Origin of the sequence: Salinicola socius (assembly GCF_001937195.1) — a bacterium.
Taxonomy (GTDB): Bacteria; Pseudomonadota; Gammaproteobacteria; order Pseudomonadales; family Halomonadaceae; genus Salinicola; species Salinicola socius.
In genome coordinates, this window is the sequence record NZ_MSDO01000011.1 from 158,621 (window position 1) to 180,489 (window position 21,869).

Below are 21,869 nucleotides of genomic sequence, written 5' to 3' on the forward strand. Positions count from 1 at the left end.
TCTTAAAGGTCGCCATCGTTCCTACGCTCGCCGGCGTTGGCGAAACTCGGCTTTCAAATTTTCTACCCTATCCATACCACGCCACTGCAGCGTTGGTTCCCGCTCCGCTGCCATGCCGTTGTCACGACCTGACCGGATAATGACGGCACGAATGGTGGCCTGAACCTCACGTCACTTTGCCGCTCACAGAGCCAATCATTAAACCAGTCACTAAGCCGATGTTAAGAATAGGCTGTCATAGTGGTGCTTCCGACAGGACGAGCAAAGTCGACACTTTGAAAACCAACGGGATTTCATGATGCTCGAACTACCCAAACTATCACTGGTCGTCACCGTCCACGATACCTTTCACCAGGTGGGTCGCGTCGTGGCCGAAGCGTCCAGCGCACTGCGGCACGCGGCGAAGCTGGAATTCATCGTCATCGACGATGCCTCGGGCGAGAACGACGAGGGGGAGCTGGCGCGGCTGGCCGCCGGCGACAATCGGATTCGGCTCTACCGTCAAGCCACGCCGATCGGCACCGACGCGGCATTCTGGCAGGCCGGCAATCTGGCGCGGGGCGTCTGGGTCGCCACGCTCGATGCCGAAGGCCGAGACGATCCTCACGATATTCCCGACATGCTCTGCCAGGCGCAGCATCAGGGTCTGGCACTGGTCGAAGGCATTCCTCTCGACCCTCGCTGTCGTTGGAAACGTGCCATTTTTCGCGGTGCCAGGAAGTTGGGGATCGAGCTGGCGGGTAGCGAAAGGGCTGGCCTGCGCCTGATTCGTCGCGACGTGCTGGTTGCCTTGCCATCCGTCGAAAGCCTGCATCGTTTCCTGCCGCTACTGATTCGACGCGGCGGCGGCCGCATCGGCAGTTATCGGGTCAATCTGCGTCAGGCGGCCCGGTCGTCCCGGTTCTCGCCCTGGTATCTTCCCGCCCGCCTCACGGCGCACGCCCGGGACTGGCTGGGCATGTGGTGGCTGTCCCGTCGCTGGCATGTGCAGCGCGTATCGAGCAAACGGCGTGTGCGCGGCTACGCTCGCTAGGTGCTCTCTGAAAAGTCGACGAGCGAAGGCAAGGCCGGGGCGCGTAGCCAAGGCAAAAATCGCCGAAGACGGACCGGGCTGGCGTACCAGTTTACGGGATGTAAATGAGCATCTTGACCGGGCTGGCGCACCAGCCGATTGTTAACGCCGCATGGGCAAGCGCAGTACTTTTCAGACAGTGCCTACACTTTGACTGACACCTCCACGACCTGTCTTACCGATAACGCCGGCCCCGATGCTCAAGCCACCCCCCGGCGCCAGAACCATCAGGGTCGTGGTGGGTCCAGTGAATGACCCCACCCTGGGCGTTCCAGACATACTCCCCTCGAAAGCGCAGACGGTCGCCGGGTTCGACGTATTCGATGCGCGGCGCGAGATCGATGTTGTGCGCGATCAGCAGTGTCTGGCCAGTCTCCAGTGCAACGATGATTCGCTGATGACGACTGCCTTGTCGATCATCCGGCAGCACGCGAACGACTCGCCCGGCTGCCTCGATCCAGAATCCCTCTTCATGCGTATCGAAGGCGCGCTCGAGTCTTTCTGCGGCCTCTGCCTGCGTCACGGGATTCTGCGAGAAACCGGACACGCGTTGTGTCGAGGGCGAGCCACCCCCAACCTCCGGCCAGCCGCCCGCCAGTCTGGTGATGAGAGGGGCGACGACCACCAAGGCCAGCAGTGTCACCACGACCGGTCGACGTAGCGTCTTGATGAAGCGTTGTGACATTTCTTTCGTTACCGTGAAGGGATGTTCGCGAATCGTCGACCCGTGAAATCGGCGCCGCTTCCCTCGCATGATACGCCAGGCGCCGCGTGTGACCCACGTGAAGCACCCGCACTGACGGGGTCCATCCAGAATGGATCGCATTCGGGGACAGTGAGAGTCGAGAAGAGAGGCGGGTATTGGAGAAACGACGGGCAAAAAGAAGCCGGACCCAATTCAGGCCCGGCCTACGCTGTGCGCCCATCCTGGGCTACTAGGTCAGAGTACGATGCCTCGGTAGAGTTCCTCACAAATACAAAAAAACTCGCTCTCGTCACGCCTCCCCGGTTAGCCGTCACTTTCATCAAGCCCCTGGGCCCCGTGTTTCCAGAGCCCAATCAATGATCTAGGCGCAGCGCTCTCATCCAGCTCCCACTCCCTTTCGGGTCGCCCCGACGTGACCTGCAATGTCACCCGGAAGGATCGCCGGTCAGCGCCCTCCGAGCGCAAGCCCCCCCGCTGGCGATCGAGCTCCTCGAGCACCGTCTGCAACCGTAATCGCTGGTGCGCGCTCAACTCCCGGCAGTCGATCCGCCGCGGCGCCGCCAAACCCGGCGTGACCACGAACCCGCCCTCACGGGTGACCAGAATGACGCTGGTGGAATCGAGCTCGAACCTGCCGTTGTGGCTCATGACAGAACGCCCACCTGGATCCAGGCCTGATTGACGACCTGCATCACCTCGCTGTCGGCGCCGAAGCGCTTGGCTGCGCAATCGACCGTGAGTCGGGCGAACTGGGCGAAATCACCGTCACGCTCGAGACGTGGATCGGTGAGCGCATCGAACCAGACCGGCCCCGCCTTTTCCCAGGCGAAGCCGCCGAGGCCAGTTGCCGCAAGATAGAATGCGCGGTTGGGAATGCCGGAATTGATGTGCACGCCCCCGTTGTCCGAGGAGGTGCGCACGAAATCGTCCATGTGACCCGGCTGGGGATCCTTGCCGAGCACCGGATCGTCGTAAGCGCTACCCGGATTGGCCATGGAGCGCAGGGCGAGACCGTTGACGCGATCGGTCAGCAGTCCTTCACCGATCAGCCAGTCGGCCTCCTCGACGTTCTGCTCGAAATGGTGCTGCTTGACCAGGGCGCCGAAGACATCCGCCAGCGACTCGTTGAGCGCGCCGGACTGATCGGCGTAGACGAGACCGGCCTCGCGTTCGATGACGCCGTGCGTCAATTCATGAGCAACGACGTCCAGTGCCACGGTGAATCGATTGAACAACTCCCCGTCCCCGTCACCGAAGACCATCTGGGCACCGTTCCAGAACGCGTTGTCGTAGTCTTCGCCGTAGTGAACGGTTCCGAGCAATGCCATCCCCTCGCCATCGATGGAATCACGCTGGAGGATCTGCCAATAGAAAAGATGGGTGGCGCCCAGCCACCGATACGCTTCATCGACGGCGATATCACCGCTATCCGGTTCGCCCTCTTCACGAACCAGATTGCCGGGCAGCGCCTCTTGATTACCCGCCGTATAGATGTAGCGCGCCACTTCTCCGGGTCGGCTGCTATCCGCGGGCCGCGCAGCCGGCGCAGACGCATTGCGCAACCGGAACTGGGCGTCGGCCTGCAGCGTCATGCGCGCGCATCGCTGTAGCCGCGCGCTGCCATGCGACATGATGCGCTCGAGAACATGGGGCGGCATGAATCTGGCGAAAGCCTCTCTGTCGCGACATGGAGCCATTCGATCGTCTCCTGCGATGCATTGGGGTCACGCTTAGTGTGGCTCAAACACTGCAATTTCGCCTTTCGTCAACGTGAGATGGACGAGGTCGCATCCAGGAAGCGCCAGGCCGCCTGCATCGCCGGCCACATGACGTTGCCGTGATTTGAGCCAACGAATGACTGGTGCTCGATGGTCCATTGGGGATGATGAGATTCCAGCCATCGTGCGAAGCAGGCGACGTTGTCGCACATCGCCGGCGAGGCGTCGCCTTGCCTGGCGGCATTCGTTGCGAATGCCGGCTTGCGCCCCCGTTCCTGGTTGCCTGCACCCAATAGCACCCGGGCGTTTACGTTACCCGAGACTGGCGGCAACTCGTACAGGAAGCCGTCTCCCCACCAGAGCGACGGGCTGATGGCGATGTAGTCGCTGAAGAGGTTGGGTCGGGTCAATGCGGTGTACAGCGCGAACAGGCCGCCGTAGGAGTGCCCGAGCAGCGCGCGTCGAGAAGCATCGACATCGAATCGTACGGCGACCTGCGGCAGCAGCTGATCCTGCAGAAAACTCTGAAAACGATCCGCGCCGCCGACCGGGCGGCCACGCGAGTCGACCGCCGGCATGCTCGATACGGCCGGCGTATAGTCTTCGCTGCGCGCACTGCTGTCGAAACGACGGGTATCGGGATAACCGATTCCTACGATCAGCCATGGGCTGGTGCCACCGTCGGGGCCTCGCAGCGTCAGGCTGTCGCGCCCTACCATCGCCAGCGGAAAGCGTGCATTGCCATCGAGGACGTAGAGCACCGGATAGCCTCCGGCCGGTGGCGGCGCATCGGGCAGGGAAACCTGAATGAGATAGTCGCGCCCGGTGGCCTCGCCATGCAGCTCCCATTGCTGCGTATCAGGCAGCATGACGGGTTGTGTACCGGCGGGCCGTGTATCAGCGGGCTGCGTCGCAGAATCGGCGGTCATGGTTGGCTCCTGAGCGACGGCAGCGGGCAGAATGAAAACGGCCGCCCATGACAGGCAGCCGAAGATCCAAAGACGTAACGCATTAGAAGTCATAGCGCAGTGACGCAACCACATTGGACGGCGCCCCGTACATATTGAAAGTCCCCATCGACCCGACCCGCTCATAGTAAGTCTTGTCGAAGATATTATTGAAATTGAGCTGGCCTTTGAGGTTGGACGTGAAGTCGTAACCGACCATGGCATCCACTACCGCATAACCCGGCGCCTCGATACTGATGGGCGCTCTTGCCGAGGTGGCCGTCTGAAAATCACTCAGTGCAGTGACCCCGCCGCCGATGTGGAAGCCATCGAGGATGCCACCTTCGAAGCCATACTGAGTCCACACATTGAGCTGATTCTTCGGCATCAGTACGAAGGCCGTATCCTCCGATCCCTCACTTCTGATATCGATATCGAGATAGGTATAACCAACGATAATGTCCCAGTTGGGCAAGGGAGTGCCCGTCAGTTCGAGCTCAGCGCCTTGTGTGCGTGTTTTACCCACGGAGGCGTAGACGCCGCTGACGGTTGCGCCGTTTTCCACTAACGGGGCGGCTCGATTATCGTCGTACAAGCGGAATGCAGATACACGTGCATTCAGGTCGCCATGGAAATAGCTGCCCTTGATCCCGATTTCATACTGTTTGCCTTCACGGGGTTCAAGCAGCCTGCCGTTGGCATCAGTGTAAGTCTGGGGATTGAAGACTTCGGAGTAGCTGGCATACAGCGAATGACGATCGTCAAGATCGAGTACGGCCCCCGCATAGGGCGTGAACTTGCTGTCATCGCTGCGGCTGGCAACGGCGTCATCATCAGTATGGTCAGTGACACGAGCCTGATAGGAGCTGACGCGACCACCGGCAATCAGCGCCAGCGGCTGGATCGGTCGGAAAGTCAGCTTGGAGTAGAGACCATACTCCTCGAGCGTCTCGCGATCGTCCGTGCTGACCGTACCCACGTCGGAGACATCGACGTAAGCGATGTCATTGATCTGGTCCAGAGTCGTGCTGCCCAGCACCGAGACGGCCTGAAAGGTCTCGGTCTCGTAACGCTTGTAGTCCGTTCCCACGACGAACTCGCTGACGTTGCCCAGGGCTGCGAATGGCTGACTGTAGCTGGCATCCATCGAGAGCGATTGCTGATCGACGTCGCCGCCAAGGCCTCGCGCCGTGAAAGTGCCATCCTCCGCAACACCCGTAATGCCGTAGGCATAATTGAAATCCGCATTACGGGTTGAATAGCGAGCGGCGATGCGACCGTAGCCACCATTGTCGAACCGGTGGGTCAACTCGGCGATGTAATCATTGCTCTGCATCTCGAAACCATTCCAATCCGCCCCGGCAAAGGTAGAACGGGTGACATCGAGCAGATTGCCATTGGCATCGGTCGGCAGCCCGTTGTTGGGTACCAGATCCCGATGCTGACGCAGATAGGCGAGCGACAGCATGGTGTCCTCGTCGAGATCGATATCGAGCGCACCGTAGAAGGTCTGGTTGGTATTCTCGTTGTCGTCGACGTAGCCGTTGGTATCGTCGTTGCTGATCACCATGCGCCCGCGAACGCGACCAGTGGCATCGATCGGTCCCGAGATATCGGTCTCGAGATAGTTCTGGTCCCAGCTGCCGTAGCGACCGATCACGTGGCCCTGGAAATCCTCGGTCGGTCGCTTGCGCACCAGATTGATGATGCCGCCCATCTCGCTGGTGCTGTTGAACAATCCCGATGGCCCGCGCATGACCTCGACGCGGTCGAACGCAGCCAGATTGGGCACGGTGCCGACGATGCTGGCCATCGGCGCCGGCAGGCCATCGACGTTGTATTCGTCGTACTCGTAACCACGGGCGTAGATCGAAGAGCGGCCACTGTCGTTGGGCAGTACACGCATCCCCGGGGTCCGTCTGGCCATCTCATCGAGTGTGTCGAAGTTCTGCGCCTCGATCGCCTCGCGGGTCACCACACTGATCGACTGCGGAATGTCCCGCAGCGCGGCGGGCGTCTTGGTGCCCACCGTGGCCGCATCCACCGCATATCCGCCGGTCACTTCGGACGGCAGCATCTCGTAGAGGCGATTGCCTTTGACGGTCAGCGTCTTCAGAGCGGGATTGTCGGCCCTCTGGGTTTCCTGCGCCTGCAAAGAGGCCCAAGGTGCGGAAAGACTCAGACCAACAGCGACCGGTACGCAGTAGCGGAAGCAATGCGGATGGCGAATCATGGTGTCGTTCCTTGCTCATGCGCCCGTGGCCGCAGCGTGTCGAGCGCTTATGATAATGAGAATGAGTTGCAAACGAGATTGGCGACACGCATTATTCCAGAAGCGCCATCCGGCGACCTGTGCGAAACCCTCAAATACCTGTGCCTAGTATCCAAACGTGATCTCTTCTCATTCCACGACCCTCGACTCCCCTGAGGTGTTGGGCCACGACGCCTTGAAACGTCACGCCATTCATGTGAGCCGGCGCTACCGTGTCGATAGCGTCGCGGACGATAGGCTGCTCGAGGGTCGCTTTGGCGTCGATGTCATCGATGAAGGCATGACCCTACGCTACGCGGCGGTTCAAAATCGCCACGGAATGCGCAATCACGCCGAAATGACCCCTGGACTCAAGCTGATTCTGGTCATGGAGGGAGCCGTCGACGTGCGCTTCGGCGGGATGCGTCTGCCGATGGCGCCGGCAGCGCCGACCGCGCTACTGGTCAACCTGCGAGAAGAAACGGCGTTCGAGCGAGTGGCCGAAGCCGGGACACGAGAATCGAGCCTGACCCTGACTTTATCGCCGGACTGGCTGCAGGCAGTTCCGGAGACCGCGCGTCTGCTCGAGGAGCTTCCCCATCTGGCGCTACGCCAGTGGCAACCTGGCGCGGGCTTGCTGGCCATGGCTCGCTCGTTGACGGCAGCGGCTGGCGTCGGACTGGCTGCACGTCTGCAGCGCGAGGGGCTGGCGTTGACGATGGCGGGAGAAGGCTTGGCGCCGCTGTTGCGACGGACCGACGAGAGCAGCATGGAAACGCGTCAACAGCGGCGATTGTGGGAATTCATCGACACGGGAAAGGGCGATATCGCAACGCTCACGGAGATAGCCAAGCACTTGGGCATGAGCGTGAGCACGTTGCAGCGACTCAGCCAAATCTGCTATGGCATGCCGCTGCAGCGTCATCTGCGAAAGCGGCGTCTGGACGCCGCAAACCGGGCGCTGCGGAACGATCAAATCAGCGTCAACGCCGCCGCGGAACTCGCGGGCTACAATGACGCCACCAATTTCGCCACCGCGTTCCGTCGCGTCTTTGGCATCACCCCCCGCCAAGCCAGAGAGCGTAAGCGTTAGCGCCCGGCATCGGTTATCGAGAACGAACCTTAGGCTGAGGCACGCGACGCGCTGCCGCTCAACGACAGACCGTATTCGCGAGGTTCGACCACGCCCTCCAATCGCCCCAGCTGATCGAGGCCGCGCTGCGCCAGCACCAAATCGAGACGCCGCTGACGGCTGTTGGCGTTGAGCACCATGTGGACCTGCGACGGCCGACCTTGCGCATCCAGACGTTGAACCCAGGCCAGAGCGCCACTGGCATACTTCACCAGCGAGCCCACCGGAATGACGCCGAACAGACGAACATAGCGTTGCGCCCAGACATTATCGAAAACGTCGGCGTGACCCAGCACATGACGGTAGGCATCGACCAGCGCCCAGGCCTCGCGATCCGCGCGCGCGCGCGTCAGCGCATCGATCACGTCGACCACCGCGACCATCCGGCCCAGATCGCCGATCGCCTCGGCGCGAAGCCCACGAGGGTAACCGCTGCCATCGAGTCGTTCATTGACCTGTTCCAGGACCGACGTGGAGATCTCCGGCGACAACCAGCGGCAGTCCGCCAGCCGCTCGCTGACCCGCTGGACATGTGCCGGCAGCAGCGCTCGCTGGGCCTCGCTCAGCGGCACTCGGCTCTCGAGCAGTGCCGCCGGTAGCGACGCCTTGCCGAGATCGTGCACGAGTGCGCTGGCAGCCATCGCCTTCAAAGTCTCGTTGTCATGACCTTGCCAGCGCGCCAGATCGACGGCACGGACTGCCACGGCCAGCGCATGCTGTACGCCGACCGGTTCGGATTCAAGATACCCCAGAGCATAGAGCAGCGACTCCCGACTTTGGGCCCCGAGCGAGACCAGCGTATCCGCGTGCCGAGACAGCAACGACGACGCCATCAAGCCACCATTCTGGAGCTGCAGGCTCTGCGCGTTGAGGTAATCGGCAATTTTCCGGAGCCGCCGGGCGATCGCGTTATCACTCCCCGTGGCGGGCGTTGCCGTGCTGGTTATCGAGCTGACCGGGTGCGGCCGGCGTCCCTGAGGCAGCAGGAACAGCAACGACGGTTCGAGCGGCTTGTCACTGGTCAGCGCGCTACGCGCGCCCTCGCGCTCGATCTCCTTGACGCAGTACCACAGCAATCGCTCGCTATCGATCGGCAGCTCATCGAACTCGAGGCCGACCAATGCCAGAGTCCAGTCGTCATTGGTGCGTATATGCCGGACGCGCCCCTTGAGTTCGAGCCGTTGCTGATTGGGAAAGCACAATTCGAGAGCGTCGATCCGCTGATCGGGCGTCAGCGACACAGCGTCTACCAACCGCATGGCGAGCAGGCAGCCGCCCAGCGAGAGATTGCGGATCTCGGTGTCGACGGCAGGACCATTCGCGGTTGGCGTGAGCCGGCTCGTGACTCCCATTTCGGCGCGAAAGGGAGCCCGAAAAGTGCCACGTCGGTGAATGGTGCTGACGTACTCGGGATAGCTGCAGCGAAACTGTATTCGCCGATCATCGGCCAGGCGTTCGATCACCGTCAACGGTGCGGTGCGAACCAGGGCTCCCATGACATGACCGATGAGATGAAACTGATCGCCCCGGGCGAGGGGCTCCTCGAGCGTCGGCACTGCCGATACATCGACGATCAACGCCTGATCGACAATGGCGTCATCCAGCAGTACCGGCCATGACGTGCTGCCCGCAGGCTTGAACTCGAGATTGACGCCGCCCTGCAGGCATAATGGCTCGAGCCATTCCCATATGGCTTTGGCGTGAAAGACATCCGTGGAAGCAGTGTCGGGCATGGAGATTCCGATAACGCATGGCGCAAGGCTGAAGTTAGACGCTAGGAAAATGAGCGGGTGACCAGGGGCTGAAATAAAATACCGGTTCACGACCCGGCACCCACCCCATGTAACTTTTCGTTATCGACCCGCACAAAGCGAACTTAACCCTTGTTGGCCTTCATTTCCATCCGTTCATCGCTGACGCCGGTCTGGTAGACATCCCCAGACCGATCCAGCCCGACGATCCAGCCCGCTATCTCTCACTCCCCTGCCGACAAGGCCGTCAGCTCCGCTTCCGAATACCCCAGCAAGTAGAGCAACCCGTCCAGACCGGTGACGGACACGGATTGCTGTGCCTCGCGACGAACCAGAGGCTTGGCATGAAAGGCGATGCCCATGCCAGCCGTCGACAGCATCTTGAGATCATTGGCGCCGTCGCCAACGGCTACGGTCTGGGCCAGCTGCCAACCTTCCCGTTCGGCGATCTGCCTGAGTATCGTTGCCTTGCGCTCGGCGTCGATGATCGGCGCCTGAACCTCACCGGTCACCTTGCCGTCGCGGATCACCAGTTCGTTGGCATGGACCTCGTCGAAGCCAAGCCGCTCCTGCAGATAGCGGGCGAAGTAGGTGAATCCGCCAGAGAGAATTGCCGTCCGGTAACCCAGTCGCTTGAGATAGCGCATCAATCGCTCGAGCCCCGGCATCAGCGACAGCGAATCGGCGATCTCCGCCAATACCGACTCATCCAGACCCTCGAGCTTGCTCATGCGCTCGCGGAAGCTCTGCTGGAAATCGAGCTCGCCGCGCATGGCGCGCTCGGTCACCGCCGCCACCTCGTCGTAGACGCCGTGACGTCGCGCCAATTCATCGATGACTTCCGCCTGGATCAGCGTCGAATCCATATCGAAGCAGATCAGCCGGCGATGACGCTGCCATAGATTCGCTGGCTGCAGGGCCACATCGACGTGGAAGCGTTCGCTCAGCGCGAGGATCTTCTCGCGCAGCGATGTCGAGTCGTGTACCGCGCCACTGAGCCGCCATTCGAGGCAGGCCCCGGCGTCAGTCGGCGAGACCACATCGAGCTGGCCCTTGGCGGAAAGCCGCTTTACCTGCTGGATGGTCAAGCCCTGTTCTGCCGTCAGCGCCCCGACTTCCGCCATCACCTCTGCAGACAGTGCAGGCGCCATCAAGGTCAGTATCCAGCGGGCATCCTTGTCGACGTCCGCCCACAGTGCCTCGCTTTCGGCGGCCACTTTCTCGACTCGGCAATCCAGCCCGAACACGTCGCCGGCAGTCGGCAGCAAGGCCCCGAGATCGTCCGCCGTCTCTACCAGCGCCTCCAGCGTCACTTCACCGAAAGCGACGTGCTGGCTCAAGTCCAGCAGACGACAATTGGCGCTGACCAGCGCCGTGCCCAGTGCTGCCGTCTGACCGGGCCGTGCGGGTCCGGTGGCACGCACCACAAAACGTTGTGACATCATTTCCCCACGGGGCGCAGCGATGCGCCCTCTCTCTTTATCGATTGAGCCGGCAGCCATCCAGTGTCGATCAGCACTCGACCTCGAGCCGATCGACCTTCTGGAACCCACGTGCCAGCTTGCTGCCACGGCGACCGCGTTCACCGGTGTAGTACTCGAGATCCGCCGTCTTCAGCGTCTGTTTGCGCTTGCCGGCATGCACGACCAGCGATGCGCCTTCCGGCAGCAGCACCAGATCGCGGACGAACTCTTCCCGGCTTGCGGCCTTGGCCCCCGGAATGTCGATCATCTTGTTGCCCTTGCCTTTCGACATCTCGGGTAACTGCGACAGCGCGAAAACCAACAGACGCCCTTCGTTGGAAACCGCCGCCACCCGCACGCCGTCACCCGTCGGTATCGCCTTGGGTGGCAGCACGTTACATCCCTTGGGTACCGAGAGCACCGACTTGCCGGCCTTGTTCTTGCCGAGCAGATCCTCGAGCCTGGCAACGAAGCCATAGCCGCCATCGGAGGCCAGCAGATAGTGCGCGCTGGGCACGTCGAGCATCAGCCCGACCATGCTCGAGCCGGCCGGCGGATTGATTCTCCCGGTCACCGGCTCACCCTGGCCGCGTGCCGAAGGCAGGTTGTGGGCAGTCAGCGTATAGCTGCGACCGCTATCGTCGAGCAGCACCAGCGGCTGATTGGTCTTGCCGCGCGCCGCCAACTGGAAGCTGTCACCCGCCTTGTAGGAGAGCCCGGCGGGGTCGATGTCGTGACCGCGCGCCGCGCGAATCCAGCCCTTCTCGGACAGCACCACTGTGACCGGATCGGCGCCCACCAGTTCGACCTCTGAGAGGGCCCTGGCTTCGCTGCGTTCGACCAGCGGCGAGCGGCGGGGATCGCCGTAGGCCTCGGCCGCTTCCCGCAGCTCCTTCTCGACCAGGTCGGTCATCGCCGCCTCGGAACCCAGCAGCTTGTTGAGACGTTTGCGTTCGGCCTCGAGCTCGTCCTGCTCGCCGCGAATCTTCATCTCCTCGAGCTTGGCGAGATGGCGCAGCCGCAGCTCCAGAATCGCTTCCGCCTGCCGCTCGGTGATACCGAACGCGCTCATCAGCGCCGGCTTGGTCTCGTCCTCCTCGCGGATGATGCGGATCACTTCATCGATGTTCAGATAGGCGATCAGCAACCCTTCGAGCAGATGCAGACGATCCTCGACCTTGCCGAGACGATGCTCCAGGCGTCGACGCACGGTGGTGCGGCGGAACGTCAGCCACTCACCGAGCATGTCGTTCAGCGCCAGCACTCGCGGCCGGCCATCGAGCGCGATCACGTTGAGATTGACGCGGACGCTCTTCTCGAGATCGGTGGTGGCGAACAGGTGCGCCATCAGTCCATCGGCGTCGATTCGGTTGGAGCGCGGCTCGATCACCAGCCGCGTCGGCGTCTCGTGGGTCGACTCGTCACGCAGGTCCGCGACCATCGGCAGCTTCTTGGCCTGCATCTGGGCCGCGATCTGTTCGAGCACCTTGGCTCCGCTGACCTGATACGGCACCGCGGTGATCACGATATTGCTGTCTTCGCGCTCGTAGCGCGCGCGCAGCTTGACCGAACCGCGACCGGTCTCGTAGAGCTTGCGCAGATCGGCCGGCGGCGAAATGATTTCGGCGTCGGTGGGAAAATCCGGCGCCGGCAGGTACTGCATCAGATCCGCGACGCTGGCGTCGGGATGGCGCAACAGATGGCAGGTGGCTTCGACCACTTCCACCACGTTGTGGGGCGGAATATCGGTGGCCATGCCGACGGCGATACCGGTGCCGCCGTTGAGCAGCACGTGCGGCAGCCGCGACGGCAGCACCGCCGGCTCGTTCATGGTGCCATCGAAGTTGGGCGTCCAGTCGACAGTGCCCTGCCCCAGCTCCGCCAGCAGCGTCTCGGAGAACCGTGACAGCCGCGCCTCGGTATAGCGCATCGCCGCGAACGACTTGGGATCGTCCGGGCTACCCCAGTTGCCCTGACCGTCGACCAGCGGATAGCGATAGCTGAACGGCTGCGCCATCAGCACCATCGCTTCGTAGCAGGCGCTGTCGCCATGGGGATGGAACTTGCCCAGCACGTCGCCGACGGTACGCGCCGACTTCTTGTACTTGGCGTTGGCGGTCAACGCCAGTTCGCGCATGGCATAGACGATGCGTCGCTGAACCGGCTTCATGCCGTCGCCGATATGCGGCAACGCGCGGTCGAGAATCACGTACATCGAATAATCGAGATACGCCTTCTCGGTGTACTCCTTGAGCGAAAGGCGTTCGACGTCGCCCTCCGCCACCTGAATATCCATGGTCATTTCAAACCTCGATGTCGGCCATGTTGCCGTAATCTTCCAGCCAGCTCTTTCTGTCGCCCGCCCGCTTGCGCGCCAGCAGCATGTCCATCATTTCCAGCGTGCCGTCGTCGCGCTCACGGGTCAGCTGGACCAGTCGTCGCGTATCCGTGGCCATGGTGGTCTCGCGCAGCTGTAGCGGACTCATCTCGCCCAAACCCTTGAAGCGCTGAACGTTGGGTGTTCCCCGCTTGCCTTCGAGACGTTTCAGCGTTGCCGCCTTTTCGCTTTCGTCGAGCGCGTAGAAGACCTCCTTGCCCAGGTCGATGCGGTAGAGCGGCGGCATGGCGACGAAAGCGTGGCCGGCATCGACCAGCGCCGGAAAATGTCGCACGAACAGCGCGCACAGCAGCGTGGCGATGTGCAGACCGTCGGAATCGGCATCGGCGAGAATGCAGACCTTGTGGTAGCGCAGCTTGGAGAGATCGTCGCTGCCCGGATCGAGGCCGATCGCCACGGCGATGTCGTGGACTTCCTGCGAGCTGTAGATGTCGGCGGATTCGACTTCCCAGGTGTTGAGAATCTTGCCGCGCAGCGGCAGGATCGCCTGCGTCTCGCGATTGCGCGCCTGCTTGGCACTGCCCCCGGCGGAGTCACCCTCGACCAGAAACAGTTCGCTCGAGACGGGATCCTGGCCGGAGCAGTCGGCCAGCTTGCCGGGCAAGGCGGGCCCTGAAGTGATCTTCTTGCGCGCCACCTTCTTGGCGCTCTTCTGGCGTCGCTGGGCGGCGTTGATCACCAGCTCGGCCAACTGCTCGGCCTGGTCGACATGGTGGTTGAGCCACAGCGAGAAGGCATCCTTGACCACGCCGGAGACGAAACCCGCCACCGTGCGTGACGACAGCCGCTCCTTGGTCTGACCAGCGAACTGCGGATCGAGCATCTTGATCGAGAGGACGAACGACACCTTCTCCCACAGATCCTCCGGTGACAGCTTGACGCCCCGCGGCAGCAGACTGCGATACTCGCAGAACTCGCGTACCGCCTCGAGCAGACCGCTGCGAAAGCCGTTGACGTGAGTGCCCCCGAGTGGCGTCGGGATCAGGTTGACGTAGGACTCGAGCACCGGCTCGCCGCCTTCCGGCAACCACTGAATGGCCCAGTCGACGCCCTGTTCCTCATCCTCGAAATGGCCCGTGAACGGTGATGCCGGCAGCACTTCGAAACCATCGATCGCCTGAGCCAGGTAATCGCGCAGACCATCTTCGTACTGCCAGACGCTTTCCGCGCCGTCGGTTTCCTTGAGCACCACCTTGAGGCCGGGACAGAGCACCGCCTTGGCGCGCATCAAGTGTTTCAGCTTCGGCAGTGACAGCCTGGGGCTGTCGAAGTACTCCACTTCCGGCCAGAACCGCACGACGGTGCCGGTAGCACGTTTGGCGCAACTGCCGATGACCGAGAGCTCCTCGACCTTCTCGCCCTTCTCGAACGCGATACCGTAGCGATTGCCCTCGCGGCACACTTCGACCTCGAGGCGGGTCGACAGCGCGTTGACCACCGATACGCCAACCCCGTGCAGACCACCGGAAAACCGATAGCTCGACTGGGAGAATTTGCCGCCGGCGTGCAGTCGCGTGAGGATCAGTTCCACCCCGGTCACGCCGTGCTCGGGATGCACGTCGATCGGCATGCCGCGGCCGTCGTCGGAAACCTCGATCCCGCCGTCGTCGAGCAACACGACGCGAATCTCGTTGGCGTGTCCTGCCAGCGCTTCATCGACGCTATTGTCGATGACTTCCTGCACCAGATGGTTGGGACGGGTCGTGTCGGTGTACATTCCCGGCCGCTTGCGGACCGGATCGAGGCCGGAAAGTACCTCGATGGAACTGGCACTGTATTGCGTCATGCAGGGTCTCGCCGTGGTTACAGGGTCAAAGTTGCATGGTCAAAGTCGCAGGGTCGAGATCGCTACGTCGTCGCATGAGACAAGACCCGACATCGCGACATCTCCACCGCGTGCAGAATGGGTTCCGATGATACACTTTACTGGTCAAATCTACAGTATCGCTTCGCCACCCGACGTCGCCGCGATGACGTCAAGGCAACACGAGCGACGCAGGAACCCGCCAGCCACCGTGCGCAAAAAGCGTCGGCAGATACTCGGGCAGAACATCGAAACCGTGATCGCCACCAGGGTGGATCAGCATGCGGCTGCCCGCGTAGGCTCGCAGCGCGTCGCGACAGTCCAGCGTTTCGTCCGCGCTGCCGAGCAGCAGCAGATAGCGTGACGGATGCACGATGCGGTCCCATTGCAGCGCGGCCAATTGATCGAAATAACTGTTGTCGATCGTGAAATGCTCGCCGGAAGCGTCGTTGAGCAACGTTTGCCCCAGATATTGCCCCACGAAGCGGGATGGCTGGACCGCCGGATTGATCAATACGGCACGAAGGCCATGGCGTTCCGCCAGCAGCGTGGCCAGAAAGCCACCCATGGAGCTGCCCACCAGTAGCGTCTCTTCCCGCCCCAGCGTTTCGAGTGCCGCTTCGGCTTGCTGATACGCCACGTCTGGACGATACGACAGATCCGGCGTCAGGCACGTGAACGGCCGCCCCTCATGTCGGGCCAGCGTCTCGCAGGCCGCCTTGACCAGGCGCGCCTTGGGGGAGGCGCTGCTGCTGTTGAAACCGTGCAGATACAGCAGCGCCCTGGCGGGCCGGAGAGACGCCGGCTCGTTCAACATTGCCGCCTCCCGATACCCCTGACGTTCACCTGGACTGCTGGCCTTTCCAGATCGCCTCGATCAATCCGCGGCTGGAGTCGTCCAGCGAGTCCAGTCCGTTCTGCGTGGCGATGATCTCCTCGGTCTCGGTGGCGATCTTCTTGCCCAGCTCCACGCCCCACTGATCGAACGAGTCGATGTCCCAGATCACGCCCTGAACGAACACCTTGTGCTCGTAGAGCGCGATCAGAGCGCCCAGCGTGGCCGGATTGAGGCTGTCGAACATCAATGTGGACGAGGGCTGATTGCCACGGTAGCGCATGTAGCTGGGCGGCGTCTCTTCGGACTTCACGGCATCGTCGCCCAGCATCAGCACCCTGGATTGCGCGAAGCAGTTGGCCAATGCCAGCCGATGCTGGGCCATCAGGTCGTCCCGGAAACGTTCGTCTTCGACATCATTGTAACGATTCACCGGTGCGATGAAATCACAGGCGACCGGCTGCGTGCCCTGATGCAGCAGCTGATAAAACGCATGCTGACCGTTGGGCCCGATCTCGCCCCAGATCACAGGGCAGGTGGAGTAGTCGACCACGGTGTCGTCGTTGGTGACCGACTTGCCGTTGGACTCCATTTCCAGCTGCTGGAAGTAGCCCGGCAGGTGCTTGAGGCGACCATCGTAGGGCAGCACCGCGTGCGAGCGGATATCGAGAAAATTGGCATTCCAGATACCGATCAACCCCAGCTGCACCGGCAGATTCTCCGCCAGATCGGCGGTACGGAAGTGTTCGTCCATGGCGTGGGCGCCGGCCAGCAGCTGACGGAAGTTTTCCATGCCGACACGGATGGCGATCGGCAACCCGATCGCACTCCACAGCGAGTAGCGCCCGCCAACCCAGTCCCAGAACAGCAGCTGGTTACCCGGATCGATGCCCCACTCGGTCATCTTCTCGGGCTTGGTGGAAACACCGACGAAATGGAAGCGCTTGATCAGCGCCTCGTCGACGCCCAGGCGGGTCGCGATCCAATCCAGTGCCGTGGAGGCATTCGACAGCGTGTCGATGGTGCCGAACGACTTCGACGACAGGATGAACATCGTGGTTTCGGGATTGAGCCAGCTCAGGAAGTCCGCCAGCTGCGAGCCGTCCATGGTGGAGGCAAAATGGGTCGACACCTCGAAGACGTCATCGGGCTCGAAATCGGTCAACGCCGACGTCACCATCAAGGGCCCCAGGTCGGAACCGCCGACACCGAGATTGACCACATCCGTGATCGGCTTGCCGGTGGCGCCACGCCATTGCCCGTTCAGCAGCTTGTTGACCAGCGTTTCCATCTTGTCGAGCGTGGCGTGCACTTCGCTGACCACGTCGACGCCCTCGACGTCGAGCTGGGCATCACGGGGGAGACGCAGCGCCGTATGCAGCGCCGGGCGATCTTCGGTGCGGTTGACCCGCTCGCCGGACAGCAGCCGCTGAATGGCGGCCGGCACGTCAGCCTCCCGTGCCAGCGAGAACAGCTGCTCCCGCACCTCTGTCGTCCAGCGCTGCTTGGACAGATCCATCTGGATGCCGGCGGCTTCCAGGTAGAACGTCTCGAAGCGCGGCGATTGCTGGAACAGGGTCTTCAGATGCACATCCCGCATGCCCCCTTCGAGCTGCTGCTCGAGCGCTTTCCATGCCTGGGTCTCACGAATCGACATCTATGGCTCTCCTTGTCACGTGCAGCGAAGAGGCGCAAAACGTACACTATGGTCGCAGCGGGCGTATCAAAGGCGTTCCGCTCGCTTCACGCTCTCCCAATTAAGAATATCTTCCGGCAATGATTGACGCATCTTACCGTGACGCCATCTTTTCGACACCCCTCGATCGCGTAGCGAGTTTCTCGTTCGATGAACGGGTCGTGGCCTGCTTTCCGGATATGGTCCGGCGCTCGATTCCCGGCTACGGCCAGATCCTCGGCATGTTCGGCGTCCTCGCCGAGCGCCATCTGCGCCATGGCGCCCATGTCTATGATCTCGGCTGCTCGCTGGGCGCCGTGGGCCTGGCGCTGGCCGGACGCCTGCCTGCCGAGACTTTCGAACTGACCGGGGTCGACCTTTCGCCGACGATGATCGCGCGGGCCCGCGAAATCGCCGCGTCGGAAAGCCCCGACCACAGGATAAGCTTCGTCGAGGGCGATATCCGCCAGTTGGACTACCACCCCAGCGGCATGATCGTGCTCAACTTCACGCTCCAGTTCCTGCCGCCGGCGGATCGCGATGCCTTGATCGCCAGACTGTACGCAGCACTCGAGCCCGGCGGCATCCTGGTGCTCTCGGAGAAGATCGTCGCCCCGGACGAACAGGAAAATGCCTGGCTGGTCGAGCGTTACCACGATTTCAAGCGCGCCAACGGCTACAGCGACATGGAGATCAGCCAGAAGCGCACCGCGCTGGAGAACGTGCTGGTGCCGGATACCCTGGCGGCGCATCACCAGCGCCTGGCGCAGGCCGGTTTTTCACGAGTTACGACCTGGTTCCAGTACCTCAACTTCGCCTCCCTGATTGCGTTCAAGGACAAGGCCACGTCCAGAGACGAGGCCGCGATCAAGGATGGCTGATACCCCGACCGATACGCTCAAGGACGCCGAACGCCGACTCTACCTCGCGTTCCTGGAATACGAGCTGACCCCTTGGCTGGCGCGCCTTCCCGAACAGCTGTCGCGCGGGCTCGATCGTCGCCGCCATGGCGATCTGCCGGCGTGGGAAAAGGCCGTGACCAAATTGCCGGCGCTGCCGACGACGCGTGCGGTGGATCTGCAAGACGACAGCGTCACGGTGCAACTCGAACTCGATGATGCCGATCGCCGACGCTGCGAGAACCTGCTGAAAATTCTGATGCCGTGGCGCAAAGGCCCCTATCGACTCGGCGACATTGCCATCGACACCGAATGGCACTCGGACTGGAAGTGGCAGCGCGTCGCGCCGCACCTTTCACCGCTGGCCGGGCGCAGGGTTCTCGACGTCGGCGGCGGCAACGGCTATCACGCCTGGCGCATGGCCGGTGCAGGCGCCGCCTTCGTGCTGGTGATCGATCCCTCCCCGCGTTTCTACTATCAGTTCCACGCCGTGCGACACTTCGTGGGTGACGCCGATGCCTACCGAACCCATTTTCTGCCGGTGGGGATCGAGGACGTACCGGAGAAACTCGCTGCTTTTGACACCGTATTTTCAATGGGCGTGCTTTATCACCGCCCGTCGCCGCTGGAGCACCTGTTGCAGCTGAAAGATGCGCTGGCGCCCGGCGGCGAGCTGGTACTGGAAACCCTGGTGGTCGAGGGCGATGCACAAACGGTCTTCATGCCCGGCGAACGTTATGCCAGCATGCCCAACGTCTACTTTCTGCCCTCGTCGAAAGCGCTGGCTCACTGGCTCGAACGCTGCGGCTTCGAATCGGTCCGTTGCGTCGACGAAACGGTCACCACCCTCGACGAGCAGCGCTCGACCGAGTGGATGACGTTCCACTCGCTGGCGGAGTTTCTGGATCCGCACGATCGTACGAAAACGATCGAGGGCTACCCCGCGCCTCGCAGAGCGACGCTGATCGCCCGCAAACCCCGGTAGCGCGCCGATCGCGCGTCGACCAGCGCGCTCAGGGACTCGCTGTCTCTGGCGCGGCAACCGCCTCGCGCCGAATTCGCCAGTCTTCCAATCCCACGCGAGCCCGAGCGCGCAACGCCTGTTCGCGCAGCGCGTCTGAGGGCGAGGATTCAGCCTCTAGAAGCCCACTCGACCAGCGATAGTAGGTAGGCTGAGTCAGGTTCGTCACCGCGCCGGCCTGGCTCACCATGACGCCTTCCCCGCCATCCTGGTAGTTGAATGTCAGCGCCATGGGCGACGCGATCGGCGTATAGAGATCACGCCCGCCCCAGGGTACCTGGGCCTCCGAAAGCGAATGCGCCCAAAGCGTCGGGAAAATGTCACGATGGCTGGTCCAGTCATCGATCTGCGCTTGGCCGCCCTGCCGATACGCTGGCGGTATCCAGACCAGGATCGGTACGCCGAATTGATCGAACAGATCCCGGGAGTCCGGATAACTCATCAGCGACCGGGTGTTGTGATCGCCGGTCGCCGCGAACAGCGTATGATCCATGAGCCCGGCTTTCTCGAGGTGGTCGAGGAAGCCGCCCATGCTGTCGTTGGCATATTGGTAAGTCTCGAGAATCGATGCGCCCAGTTCGGGCGAGGCCGCCAGGGTGTCGCCGAGACGCGAAATATCCAGGGGCGCAGGGGTGTAACTCTCTGGGATCTCGTAGGGCGGATGGTTGGTGATCGACAGCATCACCAGCAACACTTTTTCACCCTTGGCATCGGCCTCTTTCAACAACGCCTCACCGTAGCGGAACATCCACTCATCGTAGAGCCCCCAGGTGCTCCCGCGCGCCTCGGGAAAGCGTTCTCGAATCGCATTTTCGCCCAACACCTCGTCGAAGCCCTGACGCCTGAGCGCGCCATCGAGATTGCGCCAGTGGACCGAGCCAGACGTCAGGAAGACAGTGCGATAGCCCGTGCGCTCGTAAGGCTCAACCGCCGAAGTGGAGTACTGTCGATAGCCGTAGCGGCCCTGCGTCAGCGGTGTAATCGGCGTGTCGAAGAGCAGTCCCTCCAGGCTTGGGTGGGTGCCGTTGCCGGATGACAGTGCGCGGGGGAAGTAGTCGGCCTTGTGTTCCAGCCAAGGCCGTAGCCGACCCAGCAGATCGTTGTTTTCAGGATCGTCGAAGTCCAGCGGCGGGCGTCCCCAGCTCTCCATCAAACTCACTACCACGTGCGGCGACCGGTGCTCTGCGGCCGCGACGCGGGGTGTCTTCTCGGTCATGTGCTCGGTTACCGCCTGCGGCGTCTCCAGCCCGGACCAGCCTAGCGCCGCAGCTGCCTCCATCGGCGTGGCAAACCCGTAGCGCTTCAGTCCCGAGCGCGGATCGTCATCGATCTGACTCACCTCACGTTCTCCCCAGGCCAGATAGAATGCCTGCGGGCCGCTTGGCACCAGATCATTGACGAACGCATTCGACGATACCGCCATGTGCATCTCGCGCAGCGGAAAGGCGCCCAGACTACCTCGCCCCAGGCCGACCAGCGCGACGAGCGACAGGACAGCGAGAAAGCTCGCCCGGCGCCAGCCGAGCCGACGCCGCTGGCGCCGGTGACCGCGGCGCATCAATGCCATCTGAGTCCCCGTCATGCCGATCAACGCGATAAGCAGGAGCAGTACCGGATAATCGCGCCAGATAGTCTGCAGGACTGCTTGGGTATCATCCTCGAACAGGCCGAAGATCAAGACATTGATCGGGCCCTGGTAAAAGCTGAAGTAGAAGTGGTTGATCAGCGCCAGAAGATTGACCAGCACCATGACAACGATGGCCCAGGCCAGCCACAATCGTCGCCACGTCGCGATGAAGACTCGTGGCAGCGGCAACAGCGCCGTTGCCAGCAGCAGCCAGGGTCCAAGCAGCGTTGCCATCGTCTTGGCGTCGAATCGCAGTCCCATCCAGAACGCGCTGCCAATTTCGCCCGCAGGCACATCCAATGCAGGTGGTGCTTCGAGTTGCCACAACGCCAAGCGCATCAGGGCCAGCGTCACGATACCGATAAGGCCCAAACGCCAGACCTGCCGGTTCATTTCACGCCACTGCTGCCAGCGCGTTCTCGTCATGAAATCGTTCTGCATGAGTCATCTCGACATGGAGCGCGCGCTCACTATACCGACCCCGACCATACTTGACGATGCGCTGATCGATTCGGAACGCGATGCCCCAAACGACGACGCGCGGCAAAAGCCGCGCGTCGTGATTCCAGA

At 62.3% G+C, this 21,869-nt stretch carries 16 protein-coding genes; 4 read left to right on the plus strand and 12 right to left on the minus strand.

What is annotated here, in order from left to right; translation table 11 throughout:
* The first annotated feature begins 298 nt into the window (after positions 1-298).
* Positions 299-1,033, plus strand: coding sequence for a glycosyltransferase family 2 protein (locus BTW07_RS09810; protein WP_075569990.1), 735 nt, complete (start codon positions 299-301; stop codon positions 1,031-1,033).
* Positions 1,034-1,247: 214 nt separating this feature from the next.
* Here the strand turns inward: BTW07_RS09810 and BTW07_RS09815 are convergent, their stop codons facing one another.
* From BTW07_RS09815 to BTW07_RS09835, 5 genes are all read right to left on the minus strand, one after another.
* Entirely contained in the window at positions 1,248-1,757 is a 510-nt protein-coding gene (locus BTW07_RS09815; protein WP_075569991.1) for a DUF3465 domain-containing protein, read from the minus strand.
* A gap of 324 nt (positions 1,758-2,081) precedes the next feature.
* Complete coding sequence (locus BTW07_RS09820) at positions 2,082-2,426, minus strand: protealysin inhibitor emfourin (RefSeq protein ID WP_075569992.1); 345 nt, start codon at positions 2,424-2,426, stop codon at positions 2,082-2,084.
* A complete protein-coding gene (locus tag BTW07_RS09825) occupies positions 2,423-3,475 on the minus strand; it encodes a M4 family metallopeptidase (RefSeq protein ID WP_075569993.1) in 1,053 nt (350 codons plus the stop codon). Before BTW07_RS09825 ends, BTW07_RS09820 begins: the two co-directional genes overlap by 4 nt.
* Positions 3,476-3,543: 68 nt before the next feature.
* Positions 3,544-4,425 (minus strand): alpha/beta hydrolase, encoded by an 882-nt coding sequence (locus BTW07_RS09830; RefSeq protein ID WP_075569994.1) that lies wholly within the window; start codon positions 4,423-4,425, stop codon positions 3,544-3,546.
* Positions 4,426-4,507: 82 nt separating this feature from the next.
* Positions 4,508-6,676, minus strand: coding sequence for a TonB-dependent siderophore receptor (locus BTW07_RS09835; RefSeq protein ID WP_075569995.1), 2,169 nt, complete (start codon positions 6,674-6,676; stop codon positions 4,508-4,510).
* 157 nt (positions 6,677-6,833) lie between these two features.
* On the opposite strand from BTW07_RS09835, the gene BTW07_RS09840 reads away from it, so the two are divergent.
* The gene (locus BTW07_RS09840; RefSeq protein WP_144076883.1) at positions 6,834-7,787 is read left to right on the plus strand and encodes a helix-turn-helix transcriptional regulator; all 954 of its coding nucleotides are present in this window, start codon (positions 6,834-6,836) and stop codon (positions 7,785-7,787) included.
* A 29-nt stretch (positions 7,788-7,816) separates the two neighbouring features.
* Here the strand turns inward: BTW07_RS09840 and BTW07_RS09845 are convergent, their stop codons facing one another.
* The 6 genes from BTW07_RS09845 to pgi all read right to left on the minus strand — a co-directional run bounded on the left by BTW07_RS09845 (position 7,817) and on the right by pgi (position 17,734).
* The gene (locus tag BTW07_RS09845) at positions 7,817-9,559 is read right to left on the minus strand and encodes an HD domain-containing phosphohydrolase (RefSeq protein WP_075569997.1); all 1,743 of its coding nucleotides are present in this window, start codon (positions 9,557-9,559) and stop codon (positions 7,817-7,819) included.
* Between the two features lie 242 nt (positions 9,560-9,801).
* On the minus strand, positions 9,802-11,019 hold the full coding sequence (gene serB / locus BTW07_RS09850; protein WP_075570024.1) for a phosphoserine phosphatase SerB: 1,218 nt from the start codon (positions 11,017-11,019) through the stop codon (positions 9,802-9,804).
* A gap of 70 nt (positions 11,020-11,089) precedes the next feature.
* Complete coding sequence (gene parC / locus BTW07_RS09855) at positions 11,090-13,342, minus strand: DNA topoisomerase IV subunit A (RefSeq protein WP_075569998.1); 2,253 nt, start codon at positions 13,340-13,342, stop codon at positions 11,090-11,092.
* A gap of 1 nt (position 13,343) precedes the next feature.
* Complete coding sequence (gene parE, locus BTW07_RS09860; RefSeq protein ID WP_075569999.1) at positions 13,344-15,224, minus strand: DNA topoisomerase IV subunit B; 1,881 nt, start codon at positions 15,222-15,224, stop codon at positions 13,344-13,346.
* 190 nt (positions 15,225-15,414) lie between these two features.
* On the minus strand, positions 15,415-16,059 hold the full coding sequence (locus BTW07_RS09865; protein ID WP_075570000.1) for a YqiA/YcfP family alpha/beta fold hydrolase: 645 nt from the start codon (positions 16,057-16,059) through the stop codon (positions 15,415-15,417).
* Between the two features lie 25 nt (positions 16,060-16,084).
* The gene (gene pgi, locus BTW07_RS09870; protein WP_075570001.1) at positions 16,085-17,734 is read right to left on the minus strand and encodes a glucose-6-phosphate isomerase; all 1,650 of its coding nucleotides are present in this window, start codon (positions 17,732-17,734) and stop codon (positions 16,085-16,087) included.
* 119 nt (positions 17,735-17,853) lie between these two features.
* On the opposite strand from pgi, the gene cmoA reads away from it, so the two are divergent.
* Both cmoA and cmoB read left to right on the plus strand, forming a co-directional pair.
* A complete protein-coding gene (cmoA, locus tag BTW07_RS09875; RefSeq protein WP_075570002.1) occupies positions 17,854-18,633 on the plus strand; it encodes a carboxy-S-adenosyl-L-methionine synthase CmoA in 780 nt (259 codons plus the stop codon).
* On the plus strand, positions 18,626-19,636 hold the full coding sequence (gene cmoB, locus BTW07_RS09880; protein WP_075570003.1) for a tRNA 5-methoxyuridine(34)/uridine 5-oxyacetic acid(34) synthase CmoB: 1,011 nt from the start codon (positions 18,626-18,628) through the stop codon (positions 19,634-19,636). The genes cmoA and cmoB overlap by 8 nt, the downstream gene beginning before the upstream one ends.
* 28 nt (positions 19,637-19,664) lie before the next feature.
* Here the strand turns inward: cmoB and BTW07_RS09885 are convergent, their stop codons facing one another.
* A complete protein-coding gene (locus BTW07_RS09885) occupies positions 19,665-21,740 on the minus strand; it encodes an LTA synthase family protein (RefSeq protein WP_075570004.1) in 2,076 nt (691 codons plus the stop codon).
* Between the last annotated feature and the right edge of the window lie 129 nt (positions 21,741-21,869).

What these genes read in the sequence shown, in the direction of transcription:
- BTW07_RS09810 (WP_075569990.1), top strand. Translation starts at nt 299, where the DNA reads ATGCTCGAACTACCCAAACTATCACTGGTCGTCACCGTCCACGATACC.
- BTW07_RS09815 (WP_075569991.1), bottom strand. Translation starts at nt 1,757, where the DNA reads ATGTCACAACGCTTCATCAAGACGCTACGTCGACCGGTCGTGGTGACA.
- BTW07_RS09820 (WP_075569992.1), bottom strand. Translation starts at nt 2,426, where the DNA reads ATGAGCCACAACGGCAGGTTCGAGCTCGATTCCACCAGCGTCATTCTG.
- BTW07_RS09825 (WP_075569993.1), bottom strand. Translation starts at nt 3,475, where the DNA reads ATGGCTCCATGTCGCGACAGAGAGGCTTTCGCCAGATTCATGCCGCCC.
- BTW07_RS09830 (WP_075569994.1), bottom strand. Translation starts at nt 4,425, where the DNA reads ATGACCGCCGATTCTGCGACGCAGCCCGCTGATACACGGCCCGCCGGT.
- BTW07_RS09835 (WP_075569995.1), bottom strand. Translation starts at nt 6,676, where the DNA reads ATGATTCGCCATCCGCATTGCTTCCGCTACTGCGTACCGGTCGCTGTT.
- BTW07_RS09845 (WP_075569997.1), bottom strand. Translation starts at nt 9,559, where the DNA reads ATGCCCGACACTGCTTCCACGGATGTCTTTCACGCCAAAGCCATATGG.
- serB (WP_075570024.1), bottom strand. Translation starts at nt 11,019, where the DNA reads ATGTCACAACGTTTTGTGGTGCGTGCCACCGGACCCGCACGGCCCGGT.
- parC (WP_075569998.1), bottom strand. Translation starts at nt 13,342, where the DNA reads ATGACCATGGATATTCAGGTGGCGGAGGGCGACGTCGAACGCCTTTCG.
- parE (WP_075569999.1), bottom strand. Translation starts at nt 15,224, where the DNA reads ATGACGCAATACAGTGCCAGTTCCATCGAGGTACTTTCCGGCCTCGAT.
- BTW07_RS09865 (WP_075570000.1), bottom strand. Translation starts at nt 16,059, where the DNA reads ATGTTGAACGAGCCGGCGTCTCTCCGGCCCGCCAGGGCGCTGCTGTAT.
- pgi (WP_075570001.1), bottom strand. Translation starts at nt 17,734, where the DNA reads ATGTCGATTCGTGAGACCCAGGCATGGAAAGCGCTCGAGCAGCAGCTC.
- cmoA (WP_075570002.1), top strand. Translation starts at nt 17,854, where the DNA reads ATGATTGACGCATCTTACCGTGACGCCATCTTTTCGACACCCCTCGAT.
- cmoB (WP_075570003.1), top strand. Translation starts at nt 18,626, where the DNA reads ATGGCTGATACCCCGACCGATACGCTCAAGGACGCCGAACGCCGACTC.
- BTW07_RS09885 (WP_075570004.1), bottom strand. Translation starts at nt 21,740, where the DNA reads ATGCAGAACGATTTCATGACGAGAACGCGCTGGCAGCAGTGGCGTGAA.